Annotated in this window: 27 protein-coding genes and 1 tRNA gene; 17 read left to right on the top strand and 11 right to left on the bottom strand. The window is 64.9% G+C overall.

The genetic code is table 11. The annotated features are described in order from the left end of the window. Positions 1-2: 2 nt before the first annotated feature. The 7 genes from miaB to ACSQ3N_RS21590 all read right to left on the bottom strand — a co-directional run bounded on the left by miaB (position 3) and on the right by ACSQ3N_RS21590 (position 6,924). Positions 3-1,343: a tRNA (N6-isopentenyl adenosine(37)-C2)-methylthiotransferase MiaB gene (gene miaB / locus ACSQ3N_RS21620; RefSeq protein ID WP_056167440.1), complete on the bottom strand. Its 1,341-nt coding sequence runs from the start codon at positions 1,341-1,343 to the stop codon at positions 3-5. Positions 1,344-1,445: 102 nt separating this feature from the next. Continuing rightward, positions 1,446-1,901, bottom strand: coding sequence for a hypothetical protein (locus tag ACSQ3N_RS21615; protein WP_436147412.1), 456 nt, complete (start codon positions 1,899-1,901; stop codon positions 1,446-1,448). 169 nt (positions 1,902-2,070) lie between these two features. Next, positions 2,071-2,147: transfer RNA gene (locus tag ACSQ3N_RS21610), tRNA-Met, on the bottom strand. Positions 2,148-2,173: 26 nt separating this feature from the next. Beyond that, positions 2,174-2,953: an enoyl-CoA hydratase gene (locus tag ACSQ3N_RS21605; protein ID WP_436147411.1), complete on the bottom strand. Its 780-nt coding sequence runs from the start codon at positions 2,951-2,953 to the stop codon at positions 2,174-2,176. A gap of 133 nt (positions 2,954-3,086) precedes the next feature. Next, positions 3,087-4,886 carry a M61 family metallopeptidase gene (locus ACSQ3N_RS21600; RefSeq protein WP_056167446.1) on the bottom strand — a complete coding sequence of 600 codons (1,800 nt, stop codon included), beginning with the start codon at positions 4,884-4,886 and terminating at the stop codon, positions 3,087-3,089. A gap of 117 nt (positions 4,887-5,003) precedes the next feature. Further along, a complete protein-coding gene (locus tag ACSQ3N_RS21595) occupies positions 5,004-5,732 on the bottom strand; it encodes a DsbC family protein (protein ID WP_056167448.1) in 729 nt (242 codons plus the stop codon). 58 nt (positions 5,733-5,790) lie between these two features. Beyond that, on the bottom strand, positions 5,791-6,924 hold the full coding sequence (locus tag ACSQ3N_RS21590; protein WP_200926899.1) for an FAD-dependent monooxygenase: 1,134 nt from the start codon (positions 6,922-6,924) through the stop codon (positions 5,791-5,793). A 105-nt stretch (positions 6,925-7,029) separates the two neighbouring features. On the opposite strand from ACSQ3N_RS21590, the gene ACSQ3N_RS21585 reads away from it, so the two are divergent. From ACSQ3N_RS21585 to ACSQ3N_RS21570, 4 genes are all read left to right on the top strand, one after another. After that, the gene (locus tag ACSQ3N_RS21585) at positions 7,030-7,902 is read left to right on the top strand and encodes an MOSC domain-containing protein (protein ID WP_436147410.1); all 873 of its coding nucleotides are present in this window, start codon (positions 7,030-7,032) and stop codon (positions 7,900-7,902) included. 83 nt (positions 7,903-7,985) lie between these two features. After that, positions 7,986-9,080, top strand: coding sequence for a redox-regulated ATPase YchF (ychF, locus tag ACSQ3N_RS21580; protein WP_056167457.1), 1,095 nt, complete (start codon positions 7,986-7,988; stop codon positions 9,078-9,080). Positions 9,081-9,239: 159 nt separating this feature from the next. Continuing rightward, entirely contained in the window at positions 9,240-10,124 is an 885-nt protein-coding gene (rarD, locus tag ACSQ3N_RS21575) for an EamA family transporter RarD (RefSeq protein ID WP_056167461.1), read from the top strand. A gap of 286 nt (positions 10,125-10,410) precedes the next feature. Further along, a complete protein-coding gene (locus ACSQ3N_RS21570) occupies positions 10,411-11,601 on the top strand; it encodes a GGDEF domain-containing protein (RefSeq protein ID WP_235507363.1) in 1,191 nt (396 codons plus the stop codon). A gap of 23 nt (positions 11,602-11,624) precedes the next feature. Here ACSQ3N_RS21570 and ACSQ3N_RS21565 read toward each other — a convergent pair whose 3' ends face one another. Beyond that, positions 11,625-12,095, bottom strand: a complete 471-nt coding sequence (locus ACSQ3N_RS21565; RefSeq protein ID WP_200926912.1) for a YqaA family protein — start codon at positions 12,093-12,095, stop codon at positions 11,625-11,627. Positions 12,096-12,285: 190 nt separating this feature from the next. On the opposite strand from ACSQ3N_RS21565, the gene ACSQ3N_RS21560 reads away from it, so the two are divergent. The 7 genes from ACSQ3N_RS21560 to ACSQ3N_RS21530 all read left to right on the top strand — a co-directional run bounded on the left by ACSQ3N_RS21560 (position 12,286) and on the right by ACSQ3N_RS21530 (position 17,347). Further along, positions 12,286-12,891 (top strand): M15 family metallopeptidase, encoded by a 606-nt coding sequence (locus ACSQ3N_RS21560; protein WP_056167471.1) that lies wholly within the window; start codon positions 12,286-12,288, stop codon positions 12,889-12,891. Positions 12,892-13,126: 235 nt separating this feature from the next. After that, complete coding sequence (dusB, locus tag ACSQ3N_RS21555) at positions 13,127-14,173, top strand: tRNA dihydrouridine synthase DusB (RefSeq protein WP_056167474.1); 1,047 nt, start codon at positions 13,127-13,129, stop codon at positions 14,171-14,173. Then, the gene (locus ACSQ3N_RS21550) at positions 14,170-14,403 is read left to right on the top strand and encodes a Fis family transcriptional regulator (RefSeq protein ID WP_056167477.1); all 234 of its coding nucleotides are present in this window, start codon (positions 14,170-14,172) and stop codon (positions 14,401-14,403) included. The genes dusB and ACSQ3N_RS21550 overlap by 4 nt, the downstream gene beginning before the upstream one ends. 100 nt (positions 14,404-14,503) lie before the next feature. Continuing rightward, positions 14,504-16,117, top strand: a complete 1,614-nt coding sequence (gene purH, locus ACSQ3N_RS21545) for a bifunctional phosphoribosylaminoimidazolecarboxamide formyltransferase/IMP cyclohydrolase (protein ID WP_436147409.1) — start codon at positions 14,504-14,506, stop codon at positions 16,115-16,117. A 117-nt stretch (positions 16,118-16,234) separates the two neighbouring features. Beyond that, on the top strand, positions 16,235-16,561 hold the full coding sequence (locus ACSQ3N_RS21540) for a peptidoglycan recognition protein family protein (protein ID WP_156372062.1): 327 nt from the start codon (positions 16,235-16,237) through the stop codon (positions 16,559-16,561). Positions 16,562-16,802: 241 nt separating this feature from the next. Continuing rightward, complete coding sequence (locus ACSQ3N_RS21535) at positions 16,803-16,925, top strand: hypothetical protein (protein WP_436147408.1); 123 nt, start codon at positions 16,803-16,805, stop codon at positions 16,923-16,925. Beyond that, a complete protein-coding gene (locus ACSQ3N_RS21530; RefSeq protein WP_156372064.1) occupies positions 16,925-17,347 on the top strand; it encodes a hypothetical protein in 423 nt (140 codons plus the stop codon). The genes ACSQ3N_RS21535 and ACSQ3N_RS21530 overlap by 1 nt, the downstream gene beginning before the upstream one ends. Before the next feature lie 97 nt (positions 17,348-17,444). On the opposite strand, the gene pobA is transcribed toward ACSQ3N_RS21530, so the two are convergent. After that, the gene (pobA, locus tag ACSQ3N_RS21525) at positions 17,445-18,641 is read right to left on the bottom strand and encodes a 4-hydroxybenzoate 3-monooxygenase (RefSeq protein ID WP_056167487.1); all 1,197 of its coding nucleotides are present in this window, start codon (positions 18,639-18,641) and stop codon (positions 17,445-17,447) included. 117 nt (positions 18,642-18,758) lie between these two features. Here pobA and ACSQ3N_RS21520 point away from each other — a divergent pair, with 117 nt between their 5' ends. After that, entirely contained in the window at positions 18,759-19,550 is a 792-nt protein-coding gene (locus ACSQ3N_RS21520) for an IclR family transcriptional regulator domain-containing protein (RefSeq protein WP_056167490.1), read from the top strand. A gap of 72 nt (positions 19,551-19,622) precedes the next feature. On the opposite strand, the gene hemL is transcribed toward ACSQ3N_RS21520, so the two are convergent. Together hemL and thiD are read right to left on the bottom strand one after the other, a co-directional pair. After that, positions 19,623-20,927 carry a glutamate-1-semialdehyde 2,1-aminomutase gene (gene hemL, locus ACSQ3N_RS21515; protein ID WP_056167494.1) on the bottom strand — a complete coding sequence of 435 codons (1,305 nt, stop codon included), beginning with the start codon at positions 20,925-20,927 and terminating at the stop codon, positions 19,623-19,625. Then, the gene (gene thiD / locus ACSQ3N_RS21510) at positions 20,911-21,864 is read right to left on the bottom strand and encodes a bifunctional hydroxymethylpyrimidine kinase/phosphomethylpyrimidine kinase (protein WP_056167495.1); all 954 of its coding nucleotides are present in this window, start codon (positions 21,862-21,864) and stop codon (positions 20,911-20,913) included. The genes hemL and thiD overlap by 17 nt, the downstream gene beginning before the upstream one ends. Before the next feature lie 94 nt (positions 21,865-21,958). On the opposite strand from thiD, the gene ACSQ3N_RS21505 reads away from it, so the two are divergent. The 5 genes from ACSQ3N_RS21505 (at position 21,959) to ACSQ3N_RS21485 (ending at position 25,812) form a co-directional block, all read left to right on the top strand. Next, positions 21,959-22,132 (top strand): rubredoxin, encoded by a 174-nt coding sequence (locus ACSQ3N_RS21505; RefSeq protein WP_082516905.1) that lies wholly within the window; start codon positions 21,959-21,961, stop codon positions 22,130-22,132. 63 nt (positions 22,133-22,195) lie between these two features. Continuing rightward, positions 22,196-22,594 (top strand): response regulator, encoded by a 399-nt coding sequence (locus ACSQ3N_RS21500; protein ID WP_034692846.1) that lies wholly within the window; start codon positions 22,196-22,198, stop codon positions 22,592-22,594. Then, complete coding sequence (locus ACSQ3N_RS21495; protein WP_010459520.1) at positions 22,594-22,959, top strand: response regulator; 366 nt, start codon at positions 22,594-22,596, stop codon at positions 22,957-22,959. The genes ACSQ3N_RS21500 and ACSQ3N_RS21495 overlap by 1 nt, the downstream gene beginning before the upstream one ends. A gap of 15 nt (positions 22,960-22,974) precedes the next feature. Continuing rightward, the gene (locus ACSQ3N_RS21490) at positions 22,975-23,502 is read left to right on the top strand and encodes a chemotaxis protein CheW (RefSeq protein WP_056167501.1); all 528 of its coding nucleotides are present in this window, start codon (positions 22,975-22,977) and stop codon (positions 23,500-23,502) included. A 21-nt stretch (positions 23,503-23,523) separates the two neighbouring features. Further along, positions 23,524-25,812, top strand: a complete 2,289-nt coding sequence (locus tag ACSQ3N_RS21485) for a methyl-accepting chemotaxis protein (RefSeq protein WP_056167502.1) — start codon at positions 23,524-23,526, stop codon at positions 25,810-25,812. The last annotated feature ends 41 nt before the right edge of the window (positions 25,813-25,853 follow it).

Genomic DNA, 25,853 nt, shown 5'->3' with positions numbered 1-25,853 from the left:
TTTCAGGCCAGTGCGGCCTCGTGCGTGAGGACCTCGCCGCGCAGCGTGTAGGCCTTGGCTTCGGTGATCGTCACGTCCACCATCTGCCCGATGAGGCGCGGCTGGCCCACGAAGTTGACCACGCGGTTGCATTCGGTGCGGCCCATCAGCTCGGTGGTGTCGCGTTTGGAGGCGCCTTCCACCAGGATGCGCTGCACCGAGCCCACGCGGCTTTCGCTGATGGACTTGATGTTCGCGTTGATCACGGACTGCAGGTGCTGCAGGCGGCGCAGCTTCACGTCGTGTGGCGTGTCATCGTGCAGGCCGGCGGCAGGCGTGCCGGGGCGGGGGCTGAAGATGAAACTGAAGCTGTTGTCGAAGTGGATGTCGTCGATCAGCTTCATCATCTTGTTGAAGTCGTCTTCCGTCTCGCCGGGGAAGCCCACGATGAAGTCGCTGCTCATGGCCAGGTCGGGGCGTATGGCGCGCAGCTTGCGCACCGTGCTCTTGTACTCCATGGCCGTGTAGCCGCGCTTCATGGCCATCAGGATGCGGTCGCTGCCGTGCTGCACCGGCAGGTGCAGGTGGCTGGCCAGCTTGGGGATGCTGGCGTACGCGGCAATCAGCCGCGGTGTGAACTCGTTGGGGTGGCTCGTGGTGTAGCGGATGCGCTCGATGCCCGGAATGTCGGCCACGTACTCCAGCAGCAGCGCAAAGTCGGCGATCTCGCTGGTGTCGCCCATCTTTCCCAGGTAGGCGTTCACGTTCTGGCCCAGCAGCGTGATCTCTTTGACGCCCTGATCGGCCAGGCCCGCCACTTCCACCAGCACATCGTCAAAGGGGCGGCTGACCTCTTCACCGCGGGTGTAGGGCACCACGCAGTAGCTGCAGTACTTACTGCAGCCTTCCATGATGGAGACAAAGGCGCTGGCGCCTTCGACCCGTGCTGGCGGCAGGTGGTCGAATTTTTCGATCTCGGGGAAGCTGATGTCCACCTGCGGGCGGTCAAGGCGCTCGCGCTGGTTGAGCAGCTCGGGCAGGCGGTGCAGAGTCTGCGGGCCGAACACGACGTCGACATACGGCGCGCGCTTGATGATCTCGGCGCCTTCCTGGCTGGCCACGCAGCCGCCCACGCCGATCTTCACGCCGCGGGCCTTCAGGTGCTTGATGCGGCCCAGGTCGCTGAAGACTTTCTCCTGCGCCTTTTCGCGCACCGAGCAGGTGTTGAAGAGGATGAGGTCGGCCTCGTCCACGTTCTGTGTGGGCTCGTAGCCCTGGGCTGCATTGAGTACGTCGGCCATCTTGTCCGAGTCGTACTCGTTCATTTGGCAGCCGAAGGTTTTGATGAAGACTTTTTTGGCCATGGCAATCAATCTCGTGTCCGAATGGGGATGCGGCGGCGCGCGTGGGGCGGCCACTGGGGCAGGGCAGTGGGCGGGCGCGCAGCGGGCCTGCCCATGCCGGGGCTACTTCTTGGTCGGGTCCGAGTCGGTGCGGAAGTTGAACTGGATCGTGTCCGAGCCATTGCGCGGTTGGGCGGCCTCGCCCTCGGTCAGGATCCAGGCGGACAGCAACATGCCCGTGCTGTTCTCGATCAGGTAGTTGACCTTGAAGGTCTGGCCCTGCACCGTGTGCAGCATGACCAGCGAATTCTGCGGGCTGAACAGGCGCATGCCGGGCGCCATGCGAATGTTGCGCCCACTGAGCACGGCATCGGAGCCGCCCTGGATGGTCAGGCTGCCCCGCAGCGACGCATCGGGAAAGTTGCGCACCACGCCCATGCCCGGCTGCACCTGCGCCTGGGCGGGCGCTGCCATGCATGCCAAGGCGGCCAGGCTGGCGGCTGCGATGACGCGTGCAGCGTTCAGACATCGGCCAGGGCCGGCGGGGGAAGAGGTCAGGGCAGGGAGGCAGCGGTTCATGGTGTGTATCCAGAGGCTGAGGACAAGGTGGGGGAGGCTGATTTTACGGGCCAGGGGGCCGAAAAAACCGTTTTCGTACAAGGACTTACCGCCACGGCCGCCGCGCTGCGGCCACAAAAAAGCCCGCAATCACTGGCGCGTTGCGGGCTTTTGGCAGGTCTCTCGAATGTGGTGGTCGTAGGTGGACTTGAACCACCGACATCAGCATTATGAATGCTGCGCTCTAACCAACTGAGCTATACGACCGTAAGACCAAGATTATAGAACAAAAATTATTGGTGTGTGAAGTTGGCAGCGCGTTTGTTGATGAAGGCGTCCATGCCTTCCTTCTGGTCCTGTGTGGAGAACAGCGCGTGGAACAGGCGGCGCTCGAACATCACGCCATCCGACAGGCTGCCTTCGAAAGCGCGGTTCACGGACTCCTTGGCGGCCATCACGGCGATCTGCGAGAAGCCGGCAATGATGATGGCCGCACCCAGTGCTTCGTCCATGAGCTTGTCGTACGGCACCACGCGGCTGACCAGGCCGGCGCGCTCGGCTTCGGTGGCATCCATCATGCGGCCGGTGAGGGCCATGTCCATCGCCTTGGCCTTGCCCACTGCGCGCGGTAGCCGCTGCGTGCCGCCAGCGCCGGGGATCACGCCGAGCTTGATCTCGGGCTGGCCGAATTTGGCATTGTCGGCTGCGATGATGAAGTCGCACATCATGGCCAGCTCGCACCCGCCGCCCAGCGCAAAGCCGCTCACTGCCGCGATCACGGGCTTGCGGATGGATCGGATGGCTTCCCAGTTGCGGGTGATGTAGTCGCCCTTGTAGGTGTCCGCAAAGCTGTACCTGGCCATCGCGCCGATGTCGGCACCCGCTGCAAATGCCTTTTCGCTGCCGGTGACGATGATGGCGCCGATCGCCTCGTTGGCATCGAAATCCTTCAGGGCGGCACCCAGCTCGTTCATGAGCTGGTCGTTCAAGGCGTTGAGTTGCTTTGGGCGGTTCAGCGTGATCACGCCGACCTTGTCCGCTTCAATGCGAACCTCAATGGTTTCGTAGGCCATGGAATCTCCTGGGTTTATGGTTTGTTATGACGGGCGTGAAGGAATATACCGAAGCAGGTCCGGATTGCGCCGCGGTAGGTAAAAGACCGTACCGCTGCCGCGCGTGGGCCTGAATTGCCCTCCGCCGTCACCTTTACCCCAGCCAGCGTCCCAGCGCCGCGGCGTCCGAGGCCGACAGGCTGACCGTATCCGGGGCGGGCGTATGGCGGCTCGATTTGCGCGGCGTGGCACTGTGGCCGCGCGCCGGCAGCTCCAGCGCCAGGCGCAGCAGCCGGCCGTCGCGGGCCACCACGGCCGTCACCGACGTTTCGGTGCCTGCGTAGAACGCCACGTCGTCGAGTTTGCTGATGCGCCAGCCCTGGCCTTGCACCTCCACGCCCAGCCATTCGTCCCCGGGTGCGATGCCGGCCTGCTCTGCCAGGCCCGCGCGCAGCACGGTCTTGATCTGCACGCTGTGGTTTTCGGCCACGCGCAGCCCCAGGCGCTGGGCCCATTGCGGCGCTTCTGCCTGCAGATGCACGCCGTGGGCCGCCAGCAGTTCGGCCAGGGGGAGTTCCGACGTGCTGTGCACCCACTGCGCGATGTCAGCGTCGAACGAGCGCCCGCCCAGCTCCCGCAGCACGGTGCGCAGGTCGTCCTCCGTCATGGGGCCGCCCTGGCAGCGCTTCCACAGCGCGCGCATCACGTCGTCCAGCGTGCTCTTGCCGTCGCGGCGCAGCGCCAGGTCCAGGCACAGCGCCAACAGCGAGCCCTTGGTGTAGTAGCTCACCGTGGCGTTGGGGGTGTTTTCATCCTGGCGGTAGTACTTGACCCACGCGTCGAAGCTGGCCTGCGCCACGGTCTGCACCGCGCGCCCCGGGGTCTGGTGCACCTGGTTGATGGTCTTGGTGATGAGCTTGAGGTAGGTTGCGTCGTCGATCAAGCCGGCACGGCGCAGCAGCAGGTCGTCGTAGTAGCTGGTAAAGCCCTCGAAGAACCACAACAGGTCGGTGTAGTTCTCCCGCGCGTAGTCGTACTGCGCAAATTCGGCAGGGCGCAGGCGCTTGACGTTCCAGGTGTGAAAGTACTCGTGGCTGATCAGACCTAGCAGCGTGGTGTAGCCGTCGCCAGCGCGGCTTTCGCCCACACGGGGCAGGTCCCTGCGGCCGCAGATGAGGGCCGTGGAGTTGCGGTGCTCGAGGCCGCCGTAGCCGTCGCCCACGGCATTGAGCATGAACACATAGCTCTTGAACGGGGCCGCGCCGTCGCCGTGCCAAAACCGGATGGCCGTCTCGCAGATTTTTTGCGTGTCCGCCAGCAGGCGCTTGTCGTCGAATGACGGCGCAGCGCCGGCCACGACGAAGCGGTGCGGGATGCCACCGGCCGTGAAGCGGCCCACCCAGAAGTTGCCCAGCTCGAACGGGCTGTCGACCAGCTCATCGTAGTCCTCGGCCTGGTAGAGACCAAAACCCTTCTTGTCGACCTTGAGTGCCGTCAACCCGGTGGCCACCGACCAGTCCGCCGTGGCCGGGGTGCTGGCCATCTCCAGGGTGTGGCTTTGCTTTTCCTGGCCGCGCACCTGCAGGCACAGGCTGGTGCCGTTGAAGAAGCCGCGCGACGTGTCCAGCCACGCCGTGCGCACCGAGGTGTCGTAGGCGCAGACGGCGTAGGTCAGTACCAGGGGCTTGTCCGCGCTGCAGTCCGCGCGCCAGCGGTGCTTGTCCAGCTGCGTCAGGGGCACATCGTGCTTGCCCTGGTGTGCCTTGAGCTCCTGGAGGTTCTTGGAAAACTCGCGCACCAGGTAGCTCCCCGGGATCCACACCGGCAGTGCGACCTCCTGCAGCGCCTGGGGGTGGGCGATCGTCAGCGTGATGTGAAAGAGGTGGGCATGCAGATCCGCAGGCTCTACGCGGTAGTGGATGGCTGCGGGCTCGTGGTGGCGGGGTGAGGGCATGGGCGTCTGGTGGGTTCTGGCGTGGTAGCCAGCAGCGCCGGGCCCTGCTGGCAGGCTCAGGGAACGTCAACGCGTTCCCACAGTGCGGTTCAGTTCGTGCGGCTCAATGGATGCGGCTCAGTTGGCCCGGGTGGTTTCGCTGCTGGCCTCGGCCAGGCGCTTTTCGACTTCCTGCGCGCCGATGGCTCCGGGGACCCGTGTGCCATTGGCAAAGATCAACGTGGGGGTACCGGTGATCTTGTGCTTGCGGCCGAAGGCCAGGTTGCGCTGCAGGGCGCTGGTGTCGCAACTGGCGGCTGGAGCGGGCTTGTCGCGCACCATCTGGTCTTGCCAGGCGGCCACCTTGTCCTTGGCGCACCAGATGTTGCGCGATTTTTCTGCCGAGTCGGGGCTCAGGATGGGGTACAGGAACAGGTAGACGGTCACGTTGTCCACATTCTGCAGGTCGCGCTCGAAGCGCTTGCAGTAGCCGCAGTTGGGGTCTTCGAACACGGCCACCTTGCGCTTGCCGTCGCCGCGCACGATGGTGAAGGCGTCCTTCAATGGCAACGCCGAGAAGTCCACCGCAGAGAGCTTGGCGCTGCGGTCTTCGGTCAGGTTGCGGCGTGCCTTGGTGTCGATCAGTTCGCCCTGGATCACGTAGTCGCCCTTGGCATCGGTGTAGAACAGGTCAGTGCCGATGCGCACTTCGTACAGCCCCTTCATGGGCGTGGGGCGAACCTCGTCGACCTTGTCCATCTGCGGAATGCGTTCGGCCAGGGCCTTGCGGATATCGGCCTCCTGGGCAGAGGCTGCGGTGCTGGCGAGGAGGCCAATGGCCGTGATCAGGATGGGAAGCAATGTCATGGTGTTCTCGGGTTCAAGGCGCGGAAGCCACCAGGGGCCGCCGCAGTGTCGTCGTCAATCAAATTCCCATGGCCTGTCGGGCCACAAAATCCTTCAGTGGGCCGCTTCTCTCGAAGCCCTTCATGCCCCAGTTGCGCAGTGCCTGTATCGGCCCCTCGGGCCGCGCAAACAGCTGCTGCAGTCCGTCGGTGGCCACGCCCATGGGCAGCAGGGCGGCCTTGCGCTCGCGTTCATAGCGCCGCAGCAACCGCACATCGCCCACGCTGCGCCAGTAGTCCCGCTCGTGCAGCACACGGGCCAGTGCCTGTGCATCTGCCAGCCCCAGGTTCAAGCCCTGTCCTGCCAGCGGGTGCACGTTGTGGGCGGCATCGCCGGCCAGGGCCCAGCTGCGCATTGCAGTGCCTGGTGCCGATGGCATGGGGCCGCTCCAGCGGTCAGCCTTCGCCCATTGCAAAGGCCAGGCGGCCCGCTCCGCGCTGAGTTGCAACGCGCCCAGTGCGTCGTGGCTGGCCGATTGCAGCCGTCGCGCAAATTCCTGCGGTGGCAAAGCCAGGAGCGGCGCCACCTGCTCCTGCAAGACGGACCACACAACGGCCACGGAGTTCCCGTCAGGCCCGCCCAAAGGCAAAAAAGCCAGGATGCCGTCGGGCAAGAACCACTGGCGGGCCACCTGCCCATGGGGGCGTTCGCACTGCAGCCGGGTGGCGATGGCGTGCTGGGCATAGGGCGTGACCTGAAAGTTCACCCCGAACTCGTCCCGGGTGCTGCTGGCCCGGCCCTCGCACACAACGGTGAGTGCGGCAGGCACCGGCGCGTCCACCACTTCTACATGGGGTTGGTACCGCACGGCCTGGGCCAGGCCCGATTCCAGGGCCGGCACGTCGACGATCCAGGCCAGGGCATCCACGCCCTGGGCCGCCGCATCGAATTGCACCGCGCCGTCCTGGTCGCCCTGCACCTGCATCTGGCGCACGGCCGTGGCATGTGCATCGTCTGGCCAGCTGCGCAGGGATTGCAGCAACTGGCGGGAGGCGATGTTCAGGGCATAGGCCCGCACGTCGGTGGCTGCAGGATTTTTGGGGCCTGAGGCGGGCAGCAGCGCCACTTTCAAACGGTCCCGCGCCAGCAACAGGGCGAGCGTGCTGCCCACCACGCCGGTGCCGCGAATACAAATATCAAAGGTTTGGGCCATGAGAGGCATTGTAGGAGCCGTCCCGGGCGCCTGGGCGCAGTGCAAAATTGCGGGCGGAGAGCCCCTTTTTTGTATCGATGGCCCATTTTTCAGGAGCGCGCTGGCGTGAGTTTCAATCCCGATTCCGATCTGTCCGGCACCATCGCGCGCCTGTTCGTCTACCCCGTCAAGTCGTGCGCGGGCATCGAGGTGCGGGAGGCGCTGCTCACCGAGACGGGCCTGGACCTGGACCGCGCCTGGATGGTGGTGGACGCGCACGGTGCCTTCCTGACCCAGCGCGCGCTGCCGCGCATGGCCCTGATTCGCCCGCAGCTCAAGACCGAAGAGATGGTGCTGCGGGCACCCGGCATGCTGGCCCTGCACGTGGCCATCGACGCGGTGGAGGCCCCGGCCACGGTCACGGTCTGGCGCGACACGGTGCCCGCCTGGGACATGGGCGCGGTGGCCGCCCAGTGGTTCACCGACTTTCTGGGCCAGCCCTGCCGGCTGGTGCGCTTCGACCCCGATTACCGGCGCCTGTCCAGCATGGACTGGACGGGCGGCATCGAGGCGCCCAACCAGTTCTCCGACGGGTTTCCGGTGCTGGTGGCGAGCGAGGCCTCGATGCAGGAGCTGAACGACCGACTCACGGCGGCTGGCCACGGCGCCGTCGGCATCGAACGCTTTCGGCCCAACGTGGTGCTGGGCGGTGTGGACTCTCACGACGAAGACCGGGTGGACATGGTGCGGGTGGACGGCGGAGCCGAAGGCGAGATCCATCTGCAGGCCGTCAAGCCCTGCGCACGCTGTCCTATCCCCGACATCGACCCGGCCACCGCCGAGAGCAGCCCCGAGGTGGGCACCACGCTGCGCGCGTACCGCGCGGACCGGCGCCTGAACGGTGCCATCACCTTCGGCATGAACGCCATCGTGCGCCAGGGGGCCGGCCAGATGCTGCGCGTGGGACAGCGGGTGGCGGCCGATCTGCGGTTTGACTGAGGCGTGAACGGTCTCTCTCGGAGGGGCATGCCTCGCGCGCCGTAAAATAAGCGGTTTGTCTCCGAATTCCAGAAAGCCCTGCCATGAGCCTCCAATGCGGCATCGTGGGTCTGCCCAATGTGGGCAAGTCCACTCTCTTCAACGCGCTGACCAAGGCCGGCATCGCCGCCGAGAACTATCCCTTCTGCACCATCGAGCCCAACACGGGCGTCGTGGAAGTGCCCGACCCTCGCCTGCAGAAGCTCGCTGAGGTCGTCTCGCCCGAGCGCGTGGTCCCCGCCATCGTCGAGTTCGTGGATATTGCCGGTCTGGTGGCCGGTGCCTCCAAGGGCGAAGGCCTGGGCAACCAGTTCCTGGCCCACATCCGCGAAACCGATGCCATCGTCAACGTGGTGCGCTGCTTCGAAGACCCGAACGTGATCCACGTGGCCGGCCGCGTGGACCCGATCGCGGACATCGAAGTCATCCAGACCGAGCTGTGCCTGGCAGACATGACGACGGTCGAGAAGGCACTGAACCGTTACAGCAAGGCCGCCCGGTCGGGCAATGACAAGGAAGCCGCCAAGATCGTCGCGCTGCTCACCCCCATCCAGGCCGCCCTGGACCAGGGCCAGCCTGCCCGCAGCGTCCCCGTCAGCAAGGAAGACGCGCCGCTGCTCAAGCAGTTCTGCCTGATCACGGCCAAGCCCGCCATGTTTGTCGGCAACGTGAGCGAAGACGGTTTCGAGAACAACCCCCTGCTCGATCGCCTGAAGGAATACGCAGCCGCCCAGGGCGCGCCGGTGGTGGCCATCTGCGCCAAGATCGAAGCCGAAATGGCCGAGATGGGCGATGAAGACCGCGACATGTTCCTGCAGGAGATGGGCCTGGAAGAGCCCGGCCTGAACCGCCTGATCCGCGCGGGCTTCAGCCTGCTGGGGCTGCAGACCTACTTCACGGCCGGCGTGAAGGAAGTGCGCGCCTGGACGGTGCCTGTGGGCGCCACCGCACCGCAGGCGGCGGGCGTGATCCACGGCGACTTCGAGCGCGGCTTTATCCGTGCGCAGACCATCGCGTTTGACGACTACATCCAGTACAAGGGTGAGCAGGGCGCCAAGGACGTGGGCAAGATGCGCGCGGAAGGCAAGGAGTACATCGTCAAGGACGGCGACGTGCTCAACTTCCTCTTCAACGTTTGATTGGCCTTTGTGGCATCGCCGGCCTTCCGGCGGTGCCGCCTGGGGGCGCGTGGCGCTCCCGGTCCGCTCCCTGCAAGCCCCTGGCGGCCTGCAGGGATTTTTTTCGACCCTGCGGCGGGACGGGCACTGGCCCCATTCCGCACCCACCCTGGCAGCACCATGAACCCCGGAATCCTCTACGCCGCGCTGGCCTATGTCGCCTGGGGCCTGTTCCCGCTGTACTTCAAGCAGGTGGCCGATGTGCCGTCGCTGGAGGTGGTGATGCACCGCACGCTATGGTCGCTGGTGTTCGTGCTGGCGGTGCTGCTGGTGCGTCGCCAGTGGGCGTGGATGGGCGCCGTGGTGCGCCAGCCCCGCGTGCTGGCGGCGTTTGCGCTGTCGGCGCTGCTGCTGTCCGGCAACTGGCTCACCTATGTGTGGGCGGTGCAGAACCAGCATGTGGTGGACGCGAGCCTGGGCTACTTCATCCTGCCGCTGGTGAACGTCGCACTGGGCTATGTCTTCCTGCACGAGCGTCCGCGCCCCGGGCAGTGGGTGGCGGTGGCCGTGGCGGCAGCGGGGGTGCTATGGCTCACGGTGCAGGCGGGTCGGCTCCCCTGGATCGCGCTGGTGCTGGCGTCGAGCTTCGGTGTGTACGGGCTGCTGCGCAAGGTGGCCGCCCTGGGGGCCCTGGAGGGTCTGGCGCTCGAGACGATGATGCTGGCCCCGGTGGCCGCCATCGTGCTGGGCTGGTGGGCCTGGCAAGGGCAGGGAGCGATGGTGCAGGGTGATGCGGCCACGCTGGGCTGGCTGCTGGTGGCGGGGCCGCTCACCGCCGTGCCGTTGCTGCTGTTTGCGGCGGGCGCGCGTCTCATTCCCATGTCCACGCTGGGCATCCTGCAGTACATCTCGCCCAGCCTGCAGTTCGCGCTGGGCGTATGGGTGTTTCATGAGGCCTTCGAGCCTGCGCGATTGGTGGGTTTTGTGCTGATCTGGGCGGCTCTTTGCGTCTATTCTGCTGAAGGCTGGTGGTCGGTGCGCAGGGCGGAGCCCGCGCGACTATGATGCGCCGCGCTGCAGTGCGCGGCGGCGGCCGCTGCGGACGGCGGTCCATGCCCCCCATCGGTTGATCTTTCTCAAAAGTGGGCGTCTGGCGCTGCCCGCTACTGGAAAACACCGTGTGGTGTGATGTCAGTTCTGCGTAAGATGCGCGGGGCCTGCACCAAGGCTGCTTGCCAAGGGCCCGCGCACCCCGGCAAGATGTTGCCACCCGAACGAACCCAGGCTTCGCCTGTCCTCCCACATGTTTTTTGGACGCAAGAATCCGTTTTCTGCCACGGATGCCTTTCCCTTGTCCGACGCTGTCATGGAGTTCGACGACTCGTCGGCGGCGGTGGTGCGTCCGGCCCGGCGCGCCATGGACGGACTGGGCGCACAGGGCGCGCGCGGGGCCAGCGTGGCGCAGCAGTGGCAGCAGGCGATCGGTCTGATCGGGCTGTACGCGGCGGCGATGGTGGGTTTCTACGCGCTGGACGTGGTGTCGGCGCAGGTATTGGTGGTGCTGGCGGTGTTGGCAGCGCTGTGCTGCCTGGCCTTCTGGGCCTTGTTTGCCACGGCGCTGCACCAGAAGCTGCGGCACCGGCATATCAAGCTGGCCATCGTGGCCACGGCGCTGGCCTGCATGCTGGTGCTGTTCTACCTGGAACCCGTCACGCAGATTTTGCTTGCGCCCTTTGCGTTCGTGGCGGTGGCTTACGGCACCTTCACCGTGCCGCGCCGCACGCTGCTGGGCTTGTCGGCCTGCCTGATGGTGCTGTATGCCGGGGTGGTGGGGCTGCATTACCTGGAGCAGCGCAATGTGGCGCTGCTGCGTCTGGAGGCGCTGCACGGTCTGGCCCTGCTGTTGGCGCTGCCCGCGTTCATCCTGCTCATGGGCCGGGTGCAGCGCCTGTACCGCAGCCTCTACCACGCCAGCCGCAAGATCAAGAACATCCAGGAAGACGCGCAGCGCGACACGCTGGTGGGCTGTTTCAACCGGCGCTACGTGCTGGCCGCGCTCGAAGAGCAAAAGCAGATGGCCGACGAAAGCGGCATCCCGCTGTGCCTGGCCGTGCTGGACATCGATCGCTTCAAGCGCATCAACGACGAGCTGGGCCACCTGGGCGGCGACGAGGTGCTGCGCACGTTTGCGCGCATCGCGCAGCAGGGCGTGCGCGGCGGCGATGTGTTCGGGCGCTACGGCGGCGAGGAGTTCTTGCTGATCTTCCCCGCGACCTCGCTGCTTCCGGCGCTCAACACCTGCGAGCGCATCCGCGCGCAGGTCGAGTCGCACGCCTGGACCGGGCTGCTCAAGGGCCGCGTGACGGTGTCCATCGGCGTCACGCAGTATGTACTGGGGGAATCGGTGCTGGAGTTCTTCTCGCGCGCCGACACCGCGATGTACATGGCCAAGGAGGGCGGGCGCAACCAGGTGGTGGTCGAGGAGCCCGTGGCCAAGGGTGATTCAGTGCTGTCGGAGTCCAGCGCCCACGCTTTTCTGTAGGCCTGCGCAAACGGCGCCGGGCATCAGCCGCCCAGTTTGCCGGGCATGAAGTGCAGCAGCACGCTGGTCATGACCAGGTAGCGCATGAATTTGCCGATGGCCATGTAGAACAGGCAGGGCCAGAACGGCAGCTTGAGCCAGCCGGCCACCGCGCACAGTGGGTCGCCCACCACCGGCAGCCAGCTCATCAGGCACGCCCGGGCGCCGAACCGCTGCAGCCAGGCCAGTGCCCGCACATCCGTGTGGCCGCCCCGCGCCTTGTCCACCGCCTTGTGGGCGCCAAAACCCATCCACCAGCTCACGCCACCCCCCAGCGTGTTGCCTGCCGTCGCCACCAGGATCGCGGGCCAGAACATTGCGGGGTTGATCTTGATGAGGCCGAACACCGCGGGCTCCGAGCCCAGCGGCAGCAGCGTGGCCGAGATGAAAGAGACGATGAAGACGGTGCTCAGGCCGAACTGCGGCAAAGCCAGCCATTCCAGCAGTTGCTGCATCCAGTGTTGCATCCAGATTTCCATAGCGGCGAAGTGTAGGTCCGGCCAATGGGGCGGTTTGCGCATGGGGGCGCTGTCCTACGCAGGCCTGCGGCATCTGCGCATGGGCCTGCCACAGCCCGATTTGTATCGTGAAGCAACACGGTGCTGCCAATCCTGTTCTTCTGGTGGCGCCGCTCAGGAGACCGCCATGCACAAAGACACCCTGTCCACCATCCCATCGTTTGCAGTCCGCACCGGGCGCCGCTGCGCCGCCGTGTCGTCCCGCACCCGCTGGTCGTCGGTGGCCACGGCGCTACTGATGGCGGCCTGTGTGCACAGCCCGCAGGCTGCAGTGCCGGCATCGTCAGAACCGCGGGCCGCCAGCGCCTCAGCCGGTCAGGGCTCTGCCCAGCCCTGTGCGGAGACCGCCGCCTCGCGCAGCGCTCTGCAGGGCATCACGCAGGAGCTGAAGGCCCAGGGCCTTGCGTTTCGCGCGTCGTGCCAAGTGGCTCAGAGCCGCAGCGGCTGGGTCGTGCAGGTGAAGGTGACGGACGGCGTCAAGGCCAGCAAGGTGGTGCGCGGTCCGTTGGCCGACGGGCACGATGTGGACATGGGCACCCCGCCCGGTGTGGAGCTGGCAGGTGCGCAGACCGGGGCACAGGGCTTTTCGCCCGATGTACAGCACAACCGGGATTGGCTGCGCGGCCTGATGGCCCGCCACCAGTTCGACAACCTGCCTACGGCCTGGTGGCATTTCGCACAGCGCGGCGCGGCGCCCGCGTCCTCGGCGGACACCGATCTCGCATCGCGCTGATCGGGCCAAAGCGTGGCGCGCGGGCCAAAAGCTGAGATAGCAGCAGCCGAATCAACGAGACGTTGAAACGTACCGGCCGATGAGGCCATGCCTGCCGCGGCTTGGTGCGGCTACCGCCAGCTGCAAAGACATCCGCTTTTCACTGGGCGGAACATTTCATTTGCTGAAATTTTGAGCAGGTACAATCCCGCCTCCTTTTTCAGCATTCGCTGCTGCCCCCTCCCGCACCCTTCCCATGCACATTGGCCACATTCCTTTGGCGAACCGGTTGTTCGTCGCCCCGATGGCGGGCGTCACGGACCGGCCGTTCCGCCAGTTGTGCAAGGCGCTGGGCGCGGGCTATGCGGTGAGCGAGATGGTGACCTCGCGCAAGGACTTGTGGAACAGCCTCAAGACCTCGCGCCGGGCCAACCATGACGGGGAGCCCGGGCCGATTGCCGTGCAGATCGCCGGCACCGAGGCGCAGATGATGGCCGAGGCCGCGGTCTACAACGTAGAGCGTGGCGCGCAGATCATCGACATCAACATGGGCTGCCCCGCCAAGAAGGTCTGCAACAAATGGGCGGGCTCCGCCCTGATGCAGAACGAGGCCCTGGCGGTGGAGATCGCCGCTGCGGTGGTTGAGGCCTGCGCGCCCTTCAACGTGCCCGTCACGCTGAAGATGCGCACCGGCTGGTGCCAGGAGCACAAGAACGCGGTGCAGCTCGCCCGCGCGTTCGAAGGCGTGGGCATCCAGATGCTGACCGTGCACGGCCGCACGCGCGAGCAGGGCTACAAGGGCCATGCGGAGTACGACACCATCGCGGCGGTCAAGGCCGCGGTGAAGGTGCCCGTGGTGGCCAACGGCGACATCACATCGCCCGAAAAGGCGCGTGACGTGCTGGCCGCCACCGGGGCCGACGCGATCATGATCGGCCGCGCGGCCCAGGGCCGGCCGTGGATCTTCCGCGAGGTCGGCCACTTCCTGGCCACGGGTGAACACCTGGCGCCGCCGTTGGTGGCTGAGGTGCGGCGCCTGCTGCTGGACCACCTGCAAGACCACTACGGCCTGTACGGCGAGCTGACCGGGGTGCGCAGTGCGCGCAAGCACATTGCCTGGTACCTGCGCGCGCTGCCCGGCGGCGAGGCCTTCAGGCAACACATCAATACGATCGAAGACAGCGCCACGCAGTGGCAGGCCGTGGCCGACCACCTGGATGCCCTGGGGCAGCAGATGGACCGGCTGCCCGCCGCCACCGGCGTGGACGCTGACTCAGAAGAACAAGAGGGAATGGCTGCATGAGCAAGAAACACATAGAGGAATGCGTGCGCGAGAGCCTGCAAGGCTACTTTCGCGACCTGGGCGGAGAGACGCCCGACGGCATGTACGACATGCTGGTGCGCGTGGTCGAAAAACCGCTGCTGGAAGTGGTGATGCAGCAGGCCGACAACAACCAGTCCCGCGCCGCCGAATGGCTGGGCCTGAACCGCAACACCCTGCGCAAGAAACTGTCGCTGCACAAGCTGCTGTGACGGCCCGCACAACCTATTGCTATTAAATTTGTAGCTGCTCGCGCTTATCCATCCAGCGGTAGACCCTGTTTTTATTCAAACTCTCCCCACCACCACTGCCATGAACGCACTTCTTTCCGTCTCCGACAAGACCGGCATCGTCGAATTTGCCCAGGCCCTGCACGCGCTGGGCATCAAGCTGCTGTCCACCGGCGGCACCGCCAAGTTGCTGGCCGACAACGGCCTGCCCGTGACCGAGGTGGCCGAGGTCACCCGGTTCCCCGAGATGCTGGACGGCCGCGTGAAGACGCTGCACCCCAAGGTGCACGGCGGCCTGCTGGCCCGCCGCGAACTGCCCGAGCACATGGCCGCCTTGAAGGAGCACGGCATCGACACCATCGACCTGCTGGTGGTCAACCTGTACCCCTTCGAGTCCACCGTGGCCAAGGCCGGCTGCACGCTGGCCGACGCCATCGAGAACATCGACATCGGCGGTCCCGCCATGGTGCGCAGCGCCGCCAAGAACTGGAACGACGTGGGCGTGATCACCTCGGCCGACCAGTACGACGCTGTGCTGGCCGAGCTGAAAGCCGGCGGCAAGCTCTCCAACAAGCTGCGCTTTGCGCTGTCGGTGGCTGCGTTCAACCGCATCGCCCAGTACGACGGCGCCATCAGCGACTACCTGTCGTCCGTCACGTTCGAAGAAGACAAGCTGTCGGAAACCTACGTGCCCACGCGCGCCCAGTTCGCCGGCCAGAGCAACGGCATCTTCACCAAGGTGCAGGACCTGCGCTACGGCGAAAACTCGCACCAGCAGGCCGCGCTGTACCGCGACCTGCACCCCGCACCCGGCTCGCTGGTGACCGCAGAGCAGGTGCAAGGCAAGGAGCTGTCGTACAACAACATCGCCGACGCCGATGCCGCGTGGGAATGCGTCAAGAGCTTTGAGGCGCCTGCCTGCGTCATCGTCAAGCACGCCAACCCCTGCGGCGTGGCCGTGGGCCTGGACGCGCTGGATGCCTACAGCAAGGCCTTCCAGACCGACCCCACCAGCGCATTCGGCGGCATCATCGCCGTGAACCGCACACTCGACGGCGCCGCTGCCGCGCAGATCAGCAAGCAGTTCGTCGAAGTGCTGATGGCCCCCGACTTCACGGCCGAGGCATTGGAAGTCTTCAAGGCCAAGGCCAACGTCCGCCTGCTCAAGATCGCGCTGCCGCCCCACGCATCCAAGACCGACGTCCTGACCGACTGGCAGCGTGGCCGCAACGCCATGGACGCCAAGCGCATCGGCTCGGGCCTGCTGCTGCAGACCGCCGACAACCATGAGCTGTCGCTCATCGACCTGCAGGTCGTGACCCAGAAGCAGCCCACCCTGGAGCAACTGGAAGACCTGCTGTTCGCCTGGAAGGTCGCCAAGTACGTCAAGAGCAACGCCATCGTCTTCTGCAAGGGCGGCATGACCATGGGCGTGGGCGCCGGCCAGATGAGCCGCCTGGACTCCGCCCGCATCGCCAGCATCAAGGCCGGCCACGCCAACCTCTCGCTGCAGGGCACCGTGGTGGCGAGCGACGCGTTCTTCCCCTTCCGCGACGGCCTGGATGTGGTGGTGGACGCAGGCGCCACCTGCGTCATCCAGCCCGGCGGCTCGATGCGCGACAACGAAGTCATCGACGCAGCGAATAAGCGTGGCGTGGCGATGGTGTTCAGCGGCGTGCGCCACTTCCGCCATTGATACCTATACAAAAAAAGATATCTGCGTAAAAAGCGGCCTCACGGCCGCTTTTTATTTGCCCTTACATCTGAAAACGTTTCAACTTGAAAATTTCCTTGTTGAAAGATTTGCCTTGAAATGAAATCTGTCGCGCATATCAATAGGTTCATTGCGGGGCGGATTATGTTGAAGCTAAGTGCTGACGGGATGGTGATCAAAAATTCCAGGGTGGTTGCTCACAGGGTAACATCCATCGAGCGTTCAAAAATGGCTGCCGTGATGGGCATCATTGCCCATCAAACCGGTTCTTCTACCGAGAATTCCACACTGGCTAGTTATAAACAACCAGGCGCCAATGGTGCTCATTTTCTTATTTCGAAAACGGGTGTTATATATCAGACGGCTTCTATCAGGTATCGCACAATCATATTGGTCCGATACGCGCCCGTTGCCTTGCTGAAGTGAAATGCACGCCTTCTGAAAATTCGGCATACAAGAAGATGGGCGTCACCCGAATGCACGCAGCGGAAATGAAAAAATCAGTGCCTGAAAGATATCCGTCCAATTCCGAAACCATCGGGATCGAGATCGTGGGCCAAGCTTTCCTGCCGGCTAACAAACCAATGCCCAAAGGACTGAGCGACGTTCAGCAAAAGCGTTTTTTAACGATCATTCGGTGTACGAGGCGTTGACGGGCGCACAACAGATGTCTTTCAAATATCTGCTGGAGGAACTGCTGCAGACCTTGAGCTTGGAGAAAGCAGATGTCTTTCGGCACCCCACCGTCAGCCGCAAGAACGTCACGGAAGCGGCCACTGCGGAGTGGTGATGCCAAAACTGTTGTCGACAACCCTTGCCGTGATGGCCGCAGGAGTCGCCGCGTTTGCCCACGCGGCGGACGATTTTCCGCTCCTCCAGAAAGACTCCAAGGCGACGTACATTGTCAAGAATTCTGCGGGAGCGAATTCATCGGGCAATCAAGATCATTGCGTCGATTCGGTATTGACCGAGCGAAAAATGCGATTCTTCATAAAACATGCTGTCCCAAGTACGGCATTCAATTATCAAAGGGCATTGATCCTGGATGACTGCACGGCCGAGGGTTTTGTGCGGTCCCACAAAGGAAAGACCTATCGACTCACTCTGGATGGCGCCACGGGATGGGGCGCGTTGGCGGCTGGAACCAAAACTAGGTATCTTTATTGCGAGCGTTGTGAAGGCATCTTAGACAAGGATTTTCCCCTCGACTGAGATGCGTTATTGGCTCTTGATGCGTTGCAGGGGGTGCATGACGTCCGCGCCCCCGTCAAGCATGTATCGAAACCGCTTCAAACGCTTGAAGAGCGGATTACGAGGGCTCACGCAGCGCAAAATCCAGCGGCAACCCCACATAGTTCTCCGCCAGCGACGTGGACGCCGCGCGTGAATTCACCAAGTAATCCAGCTCCGCCTCCTGCATCTTCTGCCCGAACTCGCCCGTGTCCGGAAAACGGTGCATCAGCGAGGTGAACCACCACGAGAAGCGCTCGGCGCGCCAGACGCGGCGCAGGCAGCGGTCCGAATACGTGTCGATGCCCGCACTGGACTTATCGCGGTAATAGTCCGACAGCGCGTTCCACAGGTACCCCACGTCGCTCGCCGCCAGGTTCAGGCCCTTGGCACCGGTGGGCGGCACGATGTGGGCCGCGTCGCCCGCCAGGAACAGGCGGCCAAACCGCATGGGCTCGGCCACGAAGCTGCGCAGCGGTGCGATGCTCATCTCCAGCGCCGGGCCGGTGACCAGGTTCTCGCGCGCCTCGGGGTCCAGGCGGTTGCCCAGTTCTGCCCAGAATTGCTCGATGCTCCACTGCTCCACCTTGTCGGTCGATGGCACCTGCAGGTAGTAGCGGCTGCGCGTGTTGCTTCGCATGCTGCACAGCGCGAAGCCGCGCTCGGTGTTGGCGTAGATCAGCTCGTGCGAGACGGGCTTCACGTCGGCCAGCACGCCCAGCCAGCCGAAGGGGTAGACGCGCTCGTAGGTGCGCAGCGCGCCCTCGGGCACGCTGGCGCGGCACACGCCGTGGTAGCCGTCGCAGCCTGCGATGAAGTCGCACAGCACCTCGTGCGTCTGGCCGTCCTTCTCGTACGTCACGCGCGGCTGCTGGCCGTCGAAGTCGTGCACGCTCACGTTCTGGGCGTCGTATACCGTGGTCAGGCCTTCGGCGGCGCGGGCGTCCATCAGGTCGCGGGTCACCTCGGTCTGGCCGTACACCGTCACCCGGCTGCCGCCGGTCAGCGCGTGCAGGTCGATGCGGTGGCGGGCTCCCTTGAACAGCAGCTCGATGCCGTCGTGCGGCAGCCCTTCGGCATGGGCGCGGGCGCCGACGCCGGCCTGGTCCAGCAGGTCCATGCTGACCTGCTCCAGCACGCCGGCGCGGATGCGGCCCAGCACGTAGTCGGGGCTGCGCTGTTCGATGATGACGGCGTCGATGCCGGACGTATAGAGCAACTGGCCGAGCAGCAGGCCGGCGGGGCCTGCGCCGATGATGGCAACCTGGGTACGCATGGGTGGGCAACCTCGTGGGGAAAAGATGCTGCCAAGCGTAGGTTGATCTGCGTCAAACGGGCAGGGCGACTGGGCGGTTGCGTGCGATGGGCGGATGTATTGTGCGATCATCGCGCAATGACCACCGTTCAGACTGCGTCCCCCATCGCCAAGGCGGACTTCATCGAAGGCATGGCCAAGGGCATGGCGGTGCTGGAGAGCTTCGACACCGAGCGCCAGCGGCTGAACGCCACGCTGGCGGCGCAGCGCACGGGCCTTACGCGCGCGGCGGCGCGCCGGCACCTGCTGACGCTGGCGCACCTGGGCTACCTGGAGACGGACGGCAGCTACTTCTGGCTGGCGCCCAAGGTGCTGCGCTTTTCAGGAAGCTATCTCGCGTCGGCCCGGCTGCCGCGCGTGCTGCAGCCCACGCTCAACCGGCTGGCGGCGCAGACGCAGCAGTCGTTCTCGGCGGTGGTGCTGGACGGCAACGAGGTCGTGATCGTGGCGCGCAGCGGTGTGTACGGCGCGCCGTCCCGTGTGCTCGCCTACGGCCTGCACCTGGGCGCGCGGCTGCCGGCGCACCCCACGTCGACCGGGCGGGTGCTGCTGGCGGCGCTGCCTGCGGCGGAGCTGACGGCCTGGCTCAAGGGCTGCACCCTGCAGCGTCTCACGCCGCACACCATCACGCAGGTCGGGCCGCTGCGGCAGGTGATTGCTAGGGCGCGGCGGGACGACTGCTGCTTGGCGGTGGAGGAGCATGAACTGGGCGTGCACGCGCTGGCCGTGCCGCTGCGCAACCTGCAGGGCCGCACGGTGGCGGCACTGAACGTGGTGGCGTCACCCAAGCAGGTGGACGAGGGCAGCCTGCAGCGCGACATGCTGCCGCTGCTGCAGGAAGCCGCGCGCGAGCTGCGCGGGCTGCTGTGATGGCGCTGCAGCCAGGATTTCGATAAAAAATGCCGCTACCGCGCTATGGATCAGCGCTGGTAGCTATGATTTTTATAGTGTCTTGAATACTTCGCGCGCGGCGGCCACGGTGGCGTCGATGTCGTCGGCCGTGTGGGCCGAGCTCACGAAGCCTGCCTCGTACAGCGCTGGCGCGATGTAGACGCCGCGGTCCAGCAGGCCGTGGAACAGCGTGTTGAAGCGCGCGTTGTCGGTCTTGAGCACCTGGGCGTAGTTCTGCGGTAGCTCGGGCAGCAGGAAGAAGCCGAACATGCCGCCTTCGCAGTCCGCGCTGAAGGGAACGCCCTCTGCGGCGGCGGCGGCAGACAGCCCATCGACCAGCGAGCGGGTGCGGGCCGAGAGCGCGTCGAAGAAGCCAGGCTTCTTGATCTCGCGCAGCGTGGCCAGCCCGCAGGCGGTGGCCACCGGGTTGCCAGACAGCGTGCCCGCCTGGTACACGGCACCCAGCGGGGCCAGGTGCTCCATGATGGCGCGCGGCCCGCCGAAGGCCGCCAGCGGCATGCCGCCGCCGATCACCTTGCCCAGCACCGTGATGTCGGGCTTGAAGCCGGGGATGGCTTTTGCGTACACGCTCTGCGCACTGCCCAGCGCCACGCGAAAGCCGGTCATCACCTCGTCGAGCACCAGCAGCGCGCCGTACTCGGTGCACAGCTCGCGGCAGCGCTTCATGAACGGGACGCTCGCGCGCACCAGGTTCATGTTGCCCGCGATGGGCTCGATCATCACGCAGGCCAGTTCCTTGCCATGCAGGGCAAAGGCTTCTTCGAGCTGGGCGACGTTGTTGTATTCGAGCACCAGGGTGTGCTGCACCACTTCGGGGGGCACACCCGCGCTGGTGGCGTTGCCGAAGGTGGCCAGGCCCGAGCCGGCCTTGACCAGCAGCGAGTCGGCATGGCCGTGGTAGCAGCCTTCGAACTTGATGAACTTGCTGCGCCCCGTGGCGCCGCGCGCCAGGCGGATGGCGCTCATGCCGGCTTCGGTGCCCGAGCTCACCAGGCGGATCATTTCCATGGAGGGCACCAGGCCCAGGATCTCCTCGGCCAGTTCGACCTCGCGCTCGGTGGGCGCGCCGAAGCTGAAGCCTTCGAGCGCCGCCTTCTGCACCGCGTCGAGCACGGCCGGGTGACCGTGGCCCAGGATCATCGGGCCCCAGGAGCCGATGTAGTCGATGAAGCGCTGGTCGTTGGCGTCCCAGAAGTACGCGCCTTGGGCCCGCTTGATGAAACGCGGCGTGCCGCCCACGGCCTTGAAGGCCCGCACGGGCGAGTTCACGCCGCCGGGGATGAGCGCCTTGGCGCGTTCGAACAGGGGAATATTGAGATCAGTGCTTGGTGTCATGAGGGGGCATCACAAAGCCTTCGATGGCCTGTGTTTCGTCGATCAGGGTGTCGTCATCCGCATCGTCTTCGTCGTCGGGCTGGGCCCAGAACATGCGGTCGGGCACGATGTGGCCCATGCCAGGGCGAAAGCCGGCGTCCAGGCAGCGGTCGAGGTAGCTCAGCGCCTCGCTCGTGGCCTCGCCCAGGTCGTTGCCGGCGCCCACCAGCGCGGTGAGCGCCGCCGACAGCGTGTCGCCCGCGCCGGCGAAGGTGGCGTCGAACAGCTCGAACTTGCCGCTGCCCATGATGGCCTGGGGAGAGGCGAGCACGTTCTCGACGAACTGCTCGGGCAGGGGGATGCCGGTGACCAGGGTGTAGGGCACGCCCATCTCGGACGCGGCGCGGGCGATGTCGCGCGCCGTGGGGCTGCGCTCGCTGCTCCAGTCCGGCAGCAGCCAGCGCCACAGCGTGCTGTGGTTTCCTACCAACACCGAGGTCTGCGGTAACAATAATTCTCGGAAGGCATCCAGGTACTCGTCGATCTGCTCGTCCGTCCACCAGGACAGGTTGGGCATGTAGGCGATCACGGGGACTTCGTCGTAGTCGGTCGTGATCTCGGCGATGGTGCTGATGTTCTCGGGGCTGCCCACGAAGCCGACCTTGATGGCCTGCACGGGCATGTCTTCCAGCACGGTGCGGGCCTGCTCGGCCACGGCCTCGTCCTCGAAGCTGAAGTGGTCGAAGATCTGGGCTGTGTCCCTGGCGTAGGCCCCACACACCACCGCAATAGGGTGGCCGCCTACCGAGGCAATGGTGGTGATGTCGGCCGTCAGTCCGCCCGCGCCGCTGGGATCGCTGGCATTGAAGACGAGGATGCAGGCCGGGCTTGCGTCTTCGGAACCGTCATCTTCGCTGTCTATGATTTCTGGGGAGGGTTGGGATGCTTTGTTGGTCATGGACCAGATCCTGCTAAAGGGGTGGCCCCGAAGCCGCAGCCCGCTGAGATGACTAGATACAATCGTTGCATTCTATGTGAAGGCCCTTTAAGCTGTGACCGACTCTAAAACCTGGATGTGTTTGATTTGCGGCTGGATATATGACGAGGCAGAGGGTTCTCCCGAGCACGGCATTGCCCCCAATACGCCCTGGGAGCAGGTCCCCATGAACTGGACCTGCCCCGAGTGTGGCGCACGCAAGGAAGATTTCGAGATGGTTCAGATTTGAGACGATTTAGCCCAGCATCATGGACTACAGCGTTGTTTATTTTTCCATCGGGAGCAGTAACAATTGACTACAACAGGCGCATCTTTCAAAGTGCTCGTGGTGGATGACAGCAACACCATCCGTCGAAGCGCCGAGATTTTTCTCAAGCAGGGGGGGCACGAAGTCTTGTTGGCAGACGACGGCTTTGATGCTTTGGCGAAGGTCAACGATTACCAGCCTCAGCTGATTTTCTGTGACATTCTCATGCCCAAGCTCGACGGGTACCAGACCTGCGCCATCATCAAGCGCAACGCCCGTTTCGCAGATACACCGGTAGTCATGCTGTCCTCGAAGGACGGCGTGTTCGACAAGGCCCGCGGGCGCATGGTCGGCTGCCAGGAATATCTCACCAAACCGTTTACCAAAGACCAGTTGCTGCAGGCTGTGCAGCAATTTGGCAATGCCCAACAAGGAGCGATGTAATGCCCATCCAGAAAGTACTGGTCGTCGACGACTCGAAGACCGAGTTGATGTTTTTGACCGACCTGCTTCAGAAAAAAGGCATGCAGGTGCGTACCGCAGAAAATGCTGATGAAGCTTTTCGCCGTCTCGCCGAAGAAAAGCCCGACCTGATTCTCATGGACGTGGTCATGCCCGGCCAGAACGGTTTTCAGCTCACCCGCGCCATTACGCGTGACCCGCTGTATGCCGACGTGCCCATCATCATGTGCACCAGCAAGAACCAGGAAACAGACCGCGTCTGGGGGATGCGCCAAGGTGCGCGTGGCTACATCACCAAGCCAGTGGATCCCGCAGAACTGCAGGCCAAAATCGACGCGCTCAACTAACGCGGCGGCTCGCTCATGGCCAACCGCGAAGCCCTGCGAGAGCTCCAGACCCGCCTTGCCAGCCGCCTGCAGGCGGCGCGGGTCGAGGGAACCTCTGTATCGTCCTGGCTGGCTGTAGAGTCCGCCGGGAGTTTTTATTTGCTGCCGCTCGGACAGTCGGGGGAAATCTTCTCCTGGGTCTCCGTGCAGCCTGTCCCCTACACCCAGAGCTGGTTTCTGGGGGTCGCCAACCTGCGCGGCGGGCTCGTCGGCGTGGTGGATCTGGCCGGCTTGCTAGGTGCCACGGCGCCGCGCACCGAGCAGGCACTGACCGAGTCGAGCCTGCTGGCGTTCAACGCCGCGCTCGACGTCAATGCTGCGCTCCTGGTCGACCGCCTTGCGGGCCTGCGCGGCACCGACGCTTTCGTGTCGTCGCACCCCCCGGGCGAGGATGCACCCGCATTCTTCGGCACGACCTATATCGATTCCAGCGGCACCCGCTGGCAGGAACTGAACCTGCAGCTCCTGTCCCAACATCCCGCTTTCCTGAGCATCAGTGCTTGAGTTTTTCTGTAAGGCTGCACCATGTCCGTCGTCAATCAATTTGGAAAACTGTTCAACCGGAAACCTGCCACGCCAGACAACGGCGCGACGGCAGGCACTGCCGACGATGGGCAGGACCTTCTGGCCACGGGTTCGCTGGACGGCGCGCAACTGCGCGACGCGTACCAGGCCGAAGCCATGAACAGCGTGCAGGGAGACCCTGACGGCTACGCACCGGAGCTCTCGGCCCCGGACGTCGAGGAAGACCTGATTTCCCTGCCCATCCTGGGCCGCGCGACCGCAGCGGCCCACCAGCGCCGCCTGCTCGCCCTGCTGGGCGTCGGCGTGCTGGTGCTGGGTGCCATTGCCTTCTGGGTGCTGCAACAAGCCGACCGCTCTGCACAGCAACTGGCCGCTACCGGCCAATCGCTGATGCAGTCGCAGCGTCTGGCCAAGTCGGTGTCGCAGGCGCTGGTGGGTAGCCCCCAGGCTTTCCCCGACGTGGTGGAAAGCTCGGGCGTGCTGGCGCGCAACGTGCGCGGCCTGAACGCTGGCGACAACGAACTGGGCGTGCAATCGCTGGGCGAGCCCTACAAGCCGGATCTCGATGCGGTGAACCCGCTGATGGAGCGCGCAGAGCGCAACGCCAGCGTGGTGATGGGCCAGCAAAAGATCCTGACGCAGGTGGGTGACGCTCTGCGCACCATCAACCGCCAGTCGTCCGACCTGCTCGAAATCGCCGAAACGGTGTCGTCGCTCAAACTCCAGCAGAACGCGCCCGCCGCTGAAATCTCTGCTGCCGGCCAGCTGGTGATGTTGACCCAGCGTATCGGCAAGTCCGCCAACGAATTCCAGACCATGGAAGGCGTGAGCCCCGAGGCTGTGTTCCTGCTGGGCAAGGACTTGAACTCGTTCAAGGAAATCGCCCAGGGCCTGCTGGATGGCAGCCCTGAACTGCGCCTGGCCGCCACGAAGGACGCCCAGACCCGCGAGCAACTCGAATCGCTGATCAAGCTGTACGAACAAACCCGCACCCAAGCCAGCGCCATCCTGGGTAACCTGCAAGGTCTGGTGTCTGCCCGTGAAGCGCAGTCCGCCATCATTGCCGACAGCGAACCCCTGCGCCGCCAGCTGGAAGGCCTGCAGTCCAAGCTGTCCGCACAAACCGGTGTGGGCGGTGGTCAGCTGGCAGCCCTGGCTCTCGCCGGTCTGTTCGTGATTCTTTGCGGTGTGGGTATCTCCCGCGTGCAGCTGCTGGACAGCCGGGGCCGCCAGGCCGCTGCCGAATCGCAGCAAAAGGACGCCAAGCGCCAGGAGCAGGAAGCCAAGCGCGTCAACGATGCCAACCAGGCCGCCATTTTGCGTTTGATGAACGAACTGCAGTCGGTTGCTGAAGGTGACCTGACCCAGGAAGCTACCGTGACCGAAGACATCACGGGCGCCATTGCCGACTCGGTGAACTACACGGTGGAAGAACTGCGCCAACTGGTGGGCAGCGTGCAGAACACGGCGACCCGCGTGGCACAAACGACCGCCCAGGTGGACAGCACGTCGACCGAACTGCTGGCAGCCTCGACCGAGCAGCTGCGCGAAATTCGCGAAACCGGCCGCTCCGTTCTGGACATGGCGACCCGAATCAACGAAGTGTCCACACAGGCGCAAGAGTCGGCCACGGTGGCCCGCCAGTCGCTGCAAGCAGCCGACTCCGGTCTGCAGGCCGTGCAGAACGCCATCGGCGGTATGAACTCCATCCGTGACCAGATCCAGGACACCTCCAAGCGGATCAAGCGCCTGGGCGAGTCGTCGCAGGAGATCGGTGAAATCACCGAGCTGATTTCCGACATTACCGAACAGACGAACGTGCTGGCTCTGAACGCCGCCATCCAGGCAGCGTCTGCTGGTGAAGCCGGTCGCGGCTTCTCGGTGGTGGCAGAAGAAGTGCAGCGACTGGCTGAACGTTCCGCAGACGCCACGCGCCAGATCTCGGCGCTGGTGAAGGCCATTCAGACCGACACCCAGGATGCCGTGGCCGCTATGGAGCGCTCCACGCAGGGTGTGGTGGAAGGGGCCCGACTGTCCGACAGCGCCGGTACCGCACTGACCGAAATCGACCGCGTGTCGCGCCGCCTTGCCGAGCTGATCGAGCAGATCTCGTCGTCGACATCCCGCGAAGCCGTGCTGGCCAACGAAGTGGCCGACAACATCCAGCACATTTTTGCGGTGACCGAGCAGACCGGTGAAGGTACCCGGACCACAGCACAGCAGGTGCGCGAACTGTCGCACATGGCCGAAGAACTGCGCCAATCGGTGGCCCGGTTCAAGATCGCCTGACGCGTCAGCAGTTAGTCATCAATCAGCTGGCTCATAGCGGC

The organism is Acidovorax sp. LjRoot194 (genome assembly GCF_964253015.1).
Classification (GTDB): domain Bacteria; phylum Pseudomonadota; class Gammaproteobacteria; order Burkholderiales; family Burkholderiaceae_C; genus Acidovorax.
This window is presented reverse-complemented; position numbering and strand designations above follow the sequence as displayed.

What these genes read in the sequence shown, in the direction of transcription:
- ACSQ3N_RS21600 (WP_056167446.1), bottom strand. Translation starts at nt 4,886, where the DNA reads ATGCCCTCACCCCGCCACCACGAGCCCGCAGCCATCCACTACCGCGTA.
- ACSQ3N_RS21565 (WP_200926912.1), bottom strand. Translation starts at nt 12,095, where the DNA reads ATGCAGCAACTGCTGGAATGGCTGGCTTTGCCGCAGTTCGGCCTGAGC.
- ACSQ3N_RS21495 (WP_010459520.1), top strand. Translation starts at nt 22,594, where the DNA reads ATGCCCATCCAGAAAGTACTGGTCGTCGACGACTCGAAGACCGAGTTG.
- dusB (WP_056167474.1), top strand. Translation starts at nt 13,127, where the DNA reads ATGCACATTGGCCACATTCCTTTGGCGAACCGGTTGTTCGTCGCCCCG.
- thiD (WP_056167495.1), bottom strand. Translation starts at nt 21,864, where the DNA reads ATGACCAACAAAGCATCCCAACCCTCCCCAGAAATCATAGACAGCGAA.
- ACSQ3N_RS21605 (WP_436147411.1), bottom strand. Translation starts at nt 2,953, where the DNA reads ATGGCCTACGAAACCATTGAGGTTCGCATTGAAGCGGACAAGGTCGGC.
- ACSQ3N_RS21590 (WP_200926899.1), bottom strand. Translation starts at nt 6,924, where the DNA reads ATGGCCCAAACCTTTGATATTTGTATTCGCGGCACCGGCGTGGTGGGC.
- ACSQ3N_RS21530 (WP_156372064.1), top strand. Translation starts at nt 16,925, where the DNA reads ATGCCAAAACTGTTGTCGACAACCCTTGCCGTGATGGCCGCAGGAGTC.
- ACSQ3N_RS21520 (WP_056167490.1), top strand. Translation starts at nt 18,759, where the DNA reads ATGACCACCGTTCAGACTGCGTCCCCCATCGCCAAGGCGGACTTCATC.
- purH (WP_436147409.1), top strand. Translation starts at nt 14,504, where the DNA reads ATGAACGCACTTCTTTCCGTCTCCGACAAGACCGGCATCGTCGAATTT.
- ACSQ3N_RS21535 (WP_436147408.1), top strand. Translation starts at nt 16,803, where the DNA reads ATGTCTTTCAAATATCTGCTGGAGGAACTGCTGCAGACCTTGAGCTTG.
- ACSQ3N_RS21560 (WP_056167471.1), top strand. Translation starts at nt 12,286, where the DNA reads ATGCACAAAGACACCCTGTCCACCATCCCATCGTTTGCAGTCCGCACC.
- rarD (WP_056167461.1), top strand. Translation starts at nt 9,240, where the DNA reads ATGAACCCCGGAATCCTCTACGCCGCGCTGGCCTATGTCGCCTGGGGC.
- ACSQ3N_RS21540 (WP_156372062.1), top strand. Translation starts at nt 16,235, where the DNA reads ATGAAATCTGTCGCGCATATCAATAGGTTCATTGCGGGGCGGATTATG.
- ACSQ3N_RS21615 (WP_436147412.1), bottom strand. Translation starts at nt 1,901, where the DNA reads ATGAACCGCTGCCTCCCTGCCCTGACCTCTTCCCCCGCCGGCCCTGGC.
- ACSQ3N_RS21550 (WP_056167477.1), top strand. Translation starts at nt 14,170, where the DNA reads ATGAGCAAGAAACACATAGAGGAATGCGTGCGCGAGAGCCTGCAAGGC.
- ACSQ3N_RS21595 (WP_056167448.1), bottom strand. Translation starts at nt 5,732, where the DNA reads ATGACATTGCTTCCCATCCTGATCACGGCCATTGGCCTCCTCGCCAGC.
- ychF (WP_056167457.1), top strand. Translation starts at nt 7,986, where the DNA reads ATGAGCCTCCAATGCGGCATCGTGGGTCTGCCCAATGTGGGCAAGTCC.
- hemL (WP_056167494.1), bottom strand. Translation starts at nt 20,927, where the DNA reads ATGACACCAAGCACTGATCTCAATATTCCCCTGTTCGAACGCGCCAAG.
- miaB (WP_056167440.1), bottom strand. Translation starts at nt 1,343, where the DNA reads ATGGCCAAAAAAGTCTTCATCAAAACCTTCGGCTGCCAAATGAACGAG.
- ACSQ3N_RS21490 (WP_056167501.1), top strand. Translation starts at nt 22,975, where the DNA reads ATGGCCAACCGCGAAGCCCTGCGAGAGCTCCAGACCCGCCTTGCCAGC.
- pobA (WP_056167487.1), bottom strand. Translation starts at nt 18,641, where the DNA reads ATGCGTACCCAGGTTGCCATCATCGGCGCAGGCCCCGCCGGCCTGCTG.
- ACSQ3N_RS21485 (WP_056167502.1), top strand. Translation starts at nt 23,524, where the DNA reads ATGTCCGTCGTCAATCAATTTGGAAAACTGTTCAACCGGAAACCTGCC.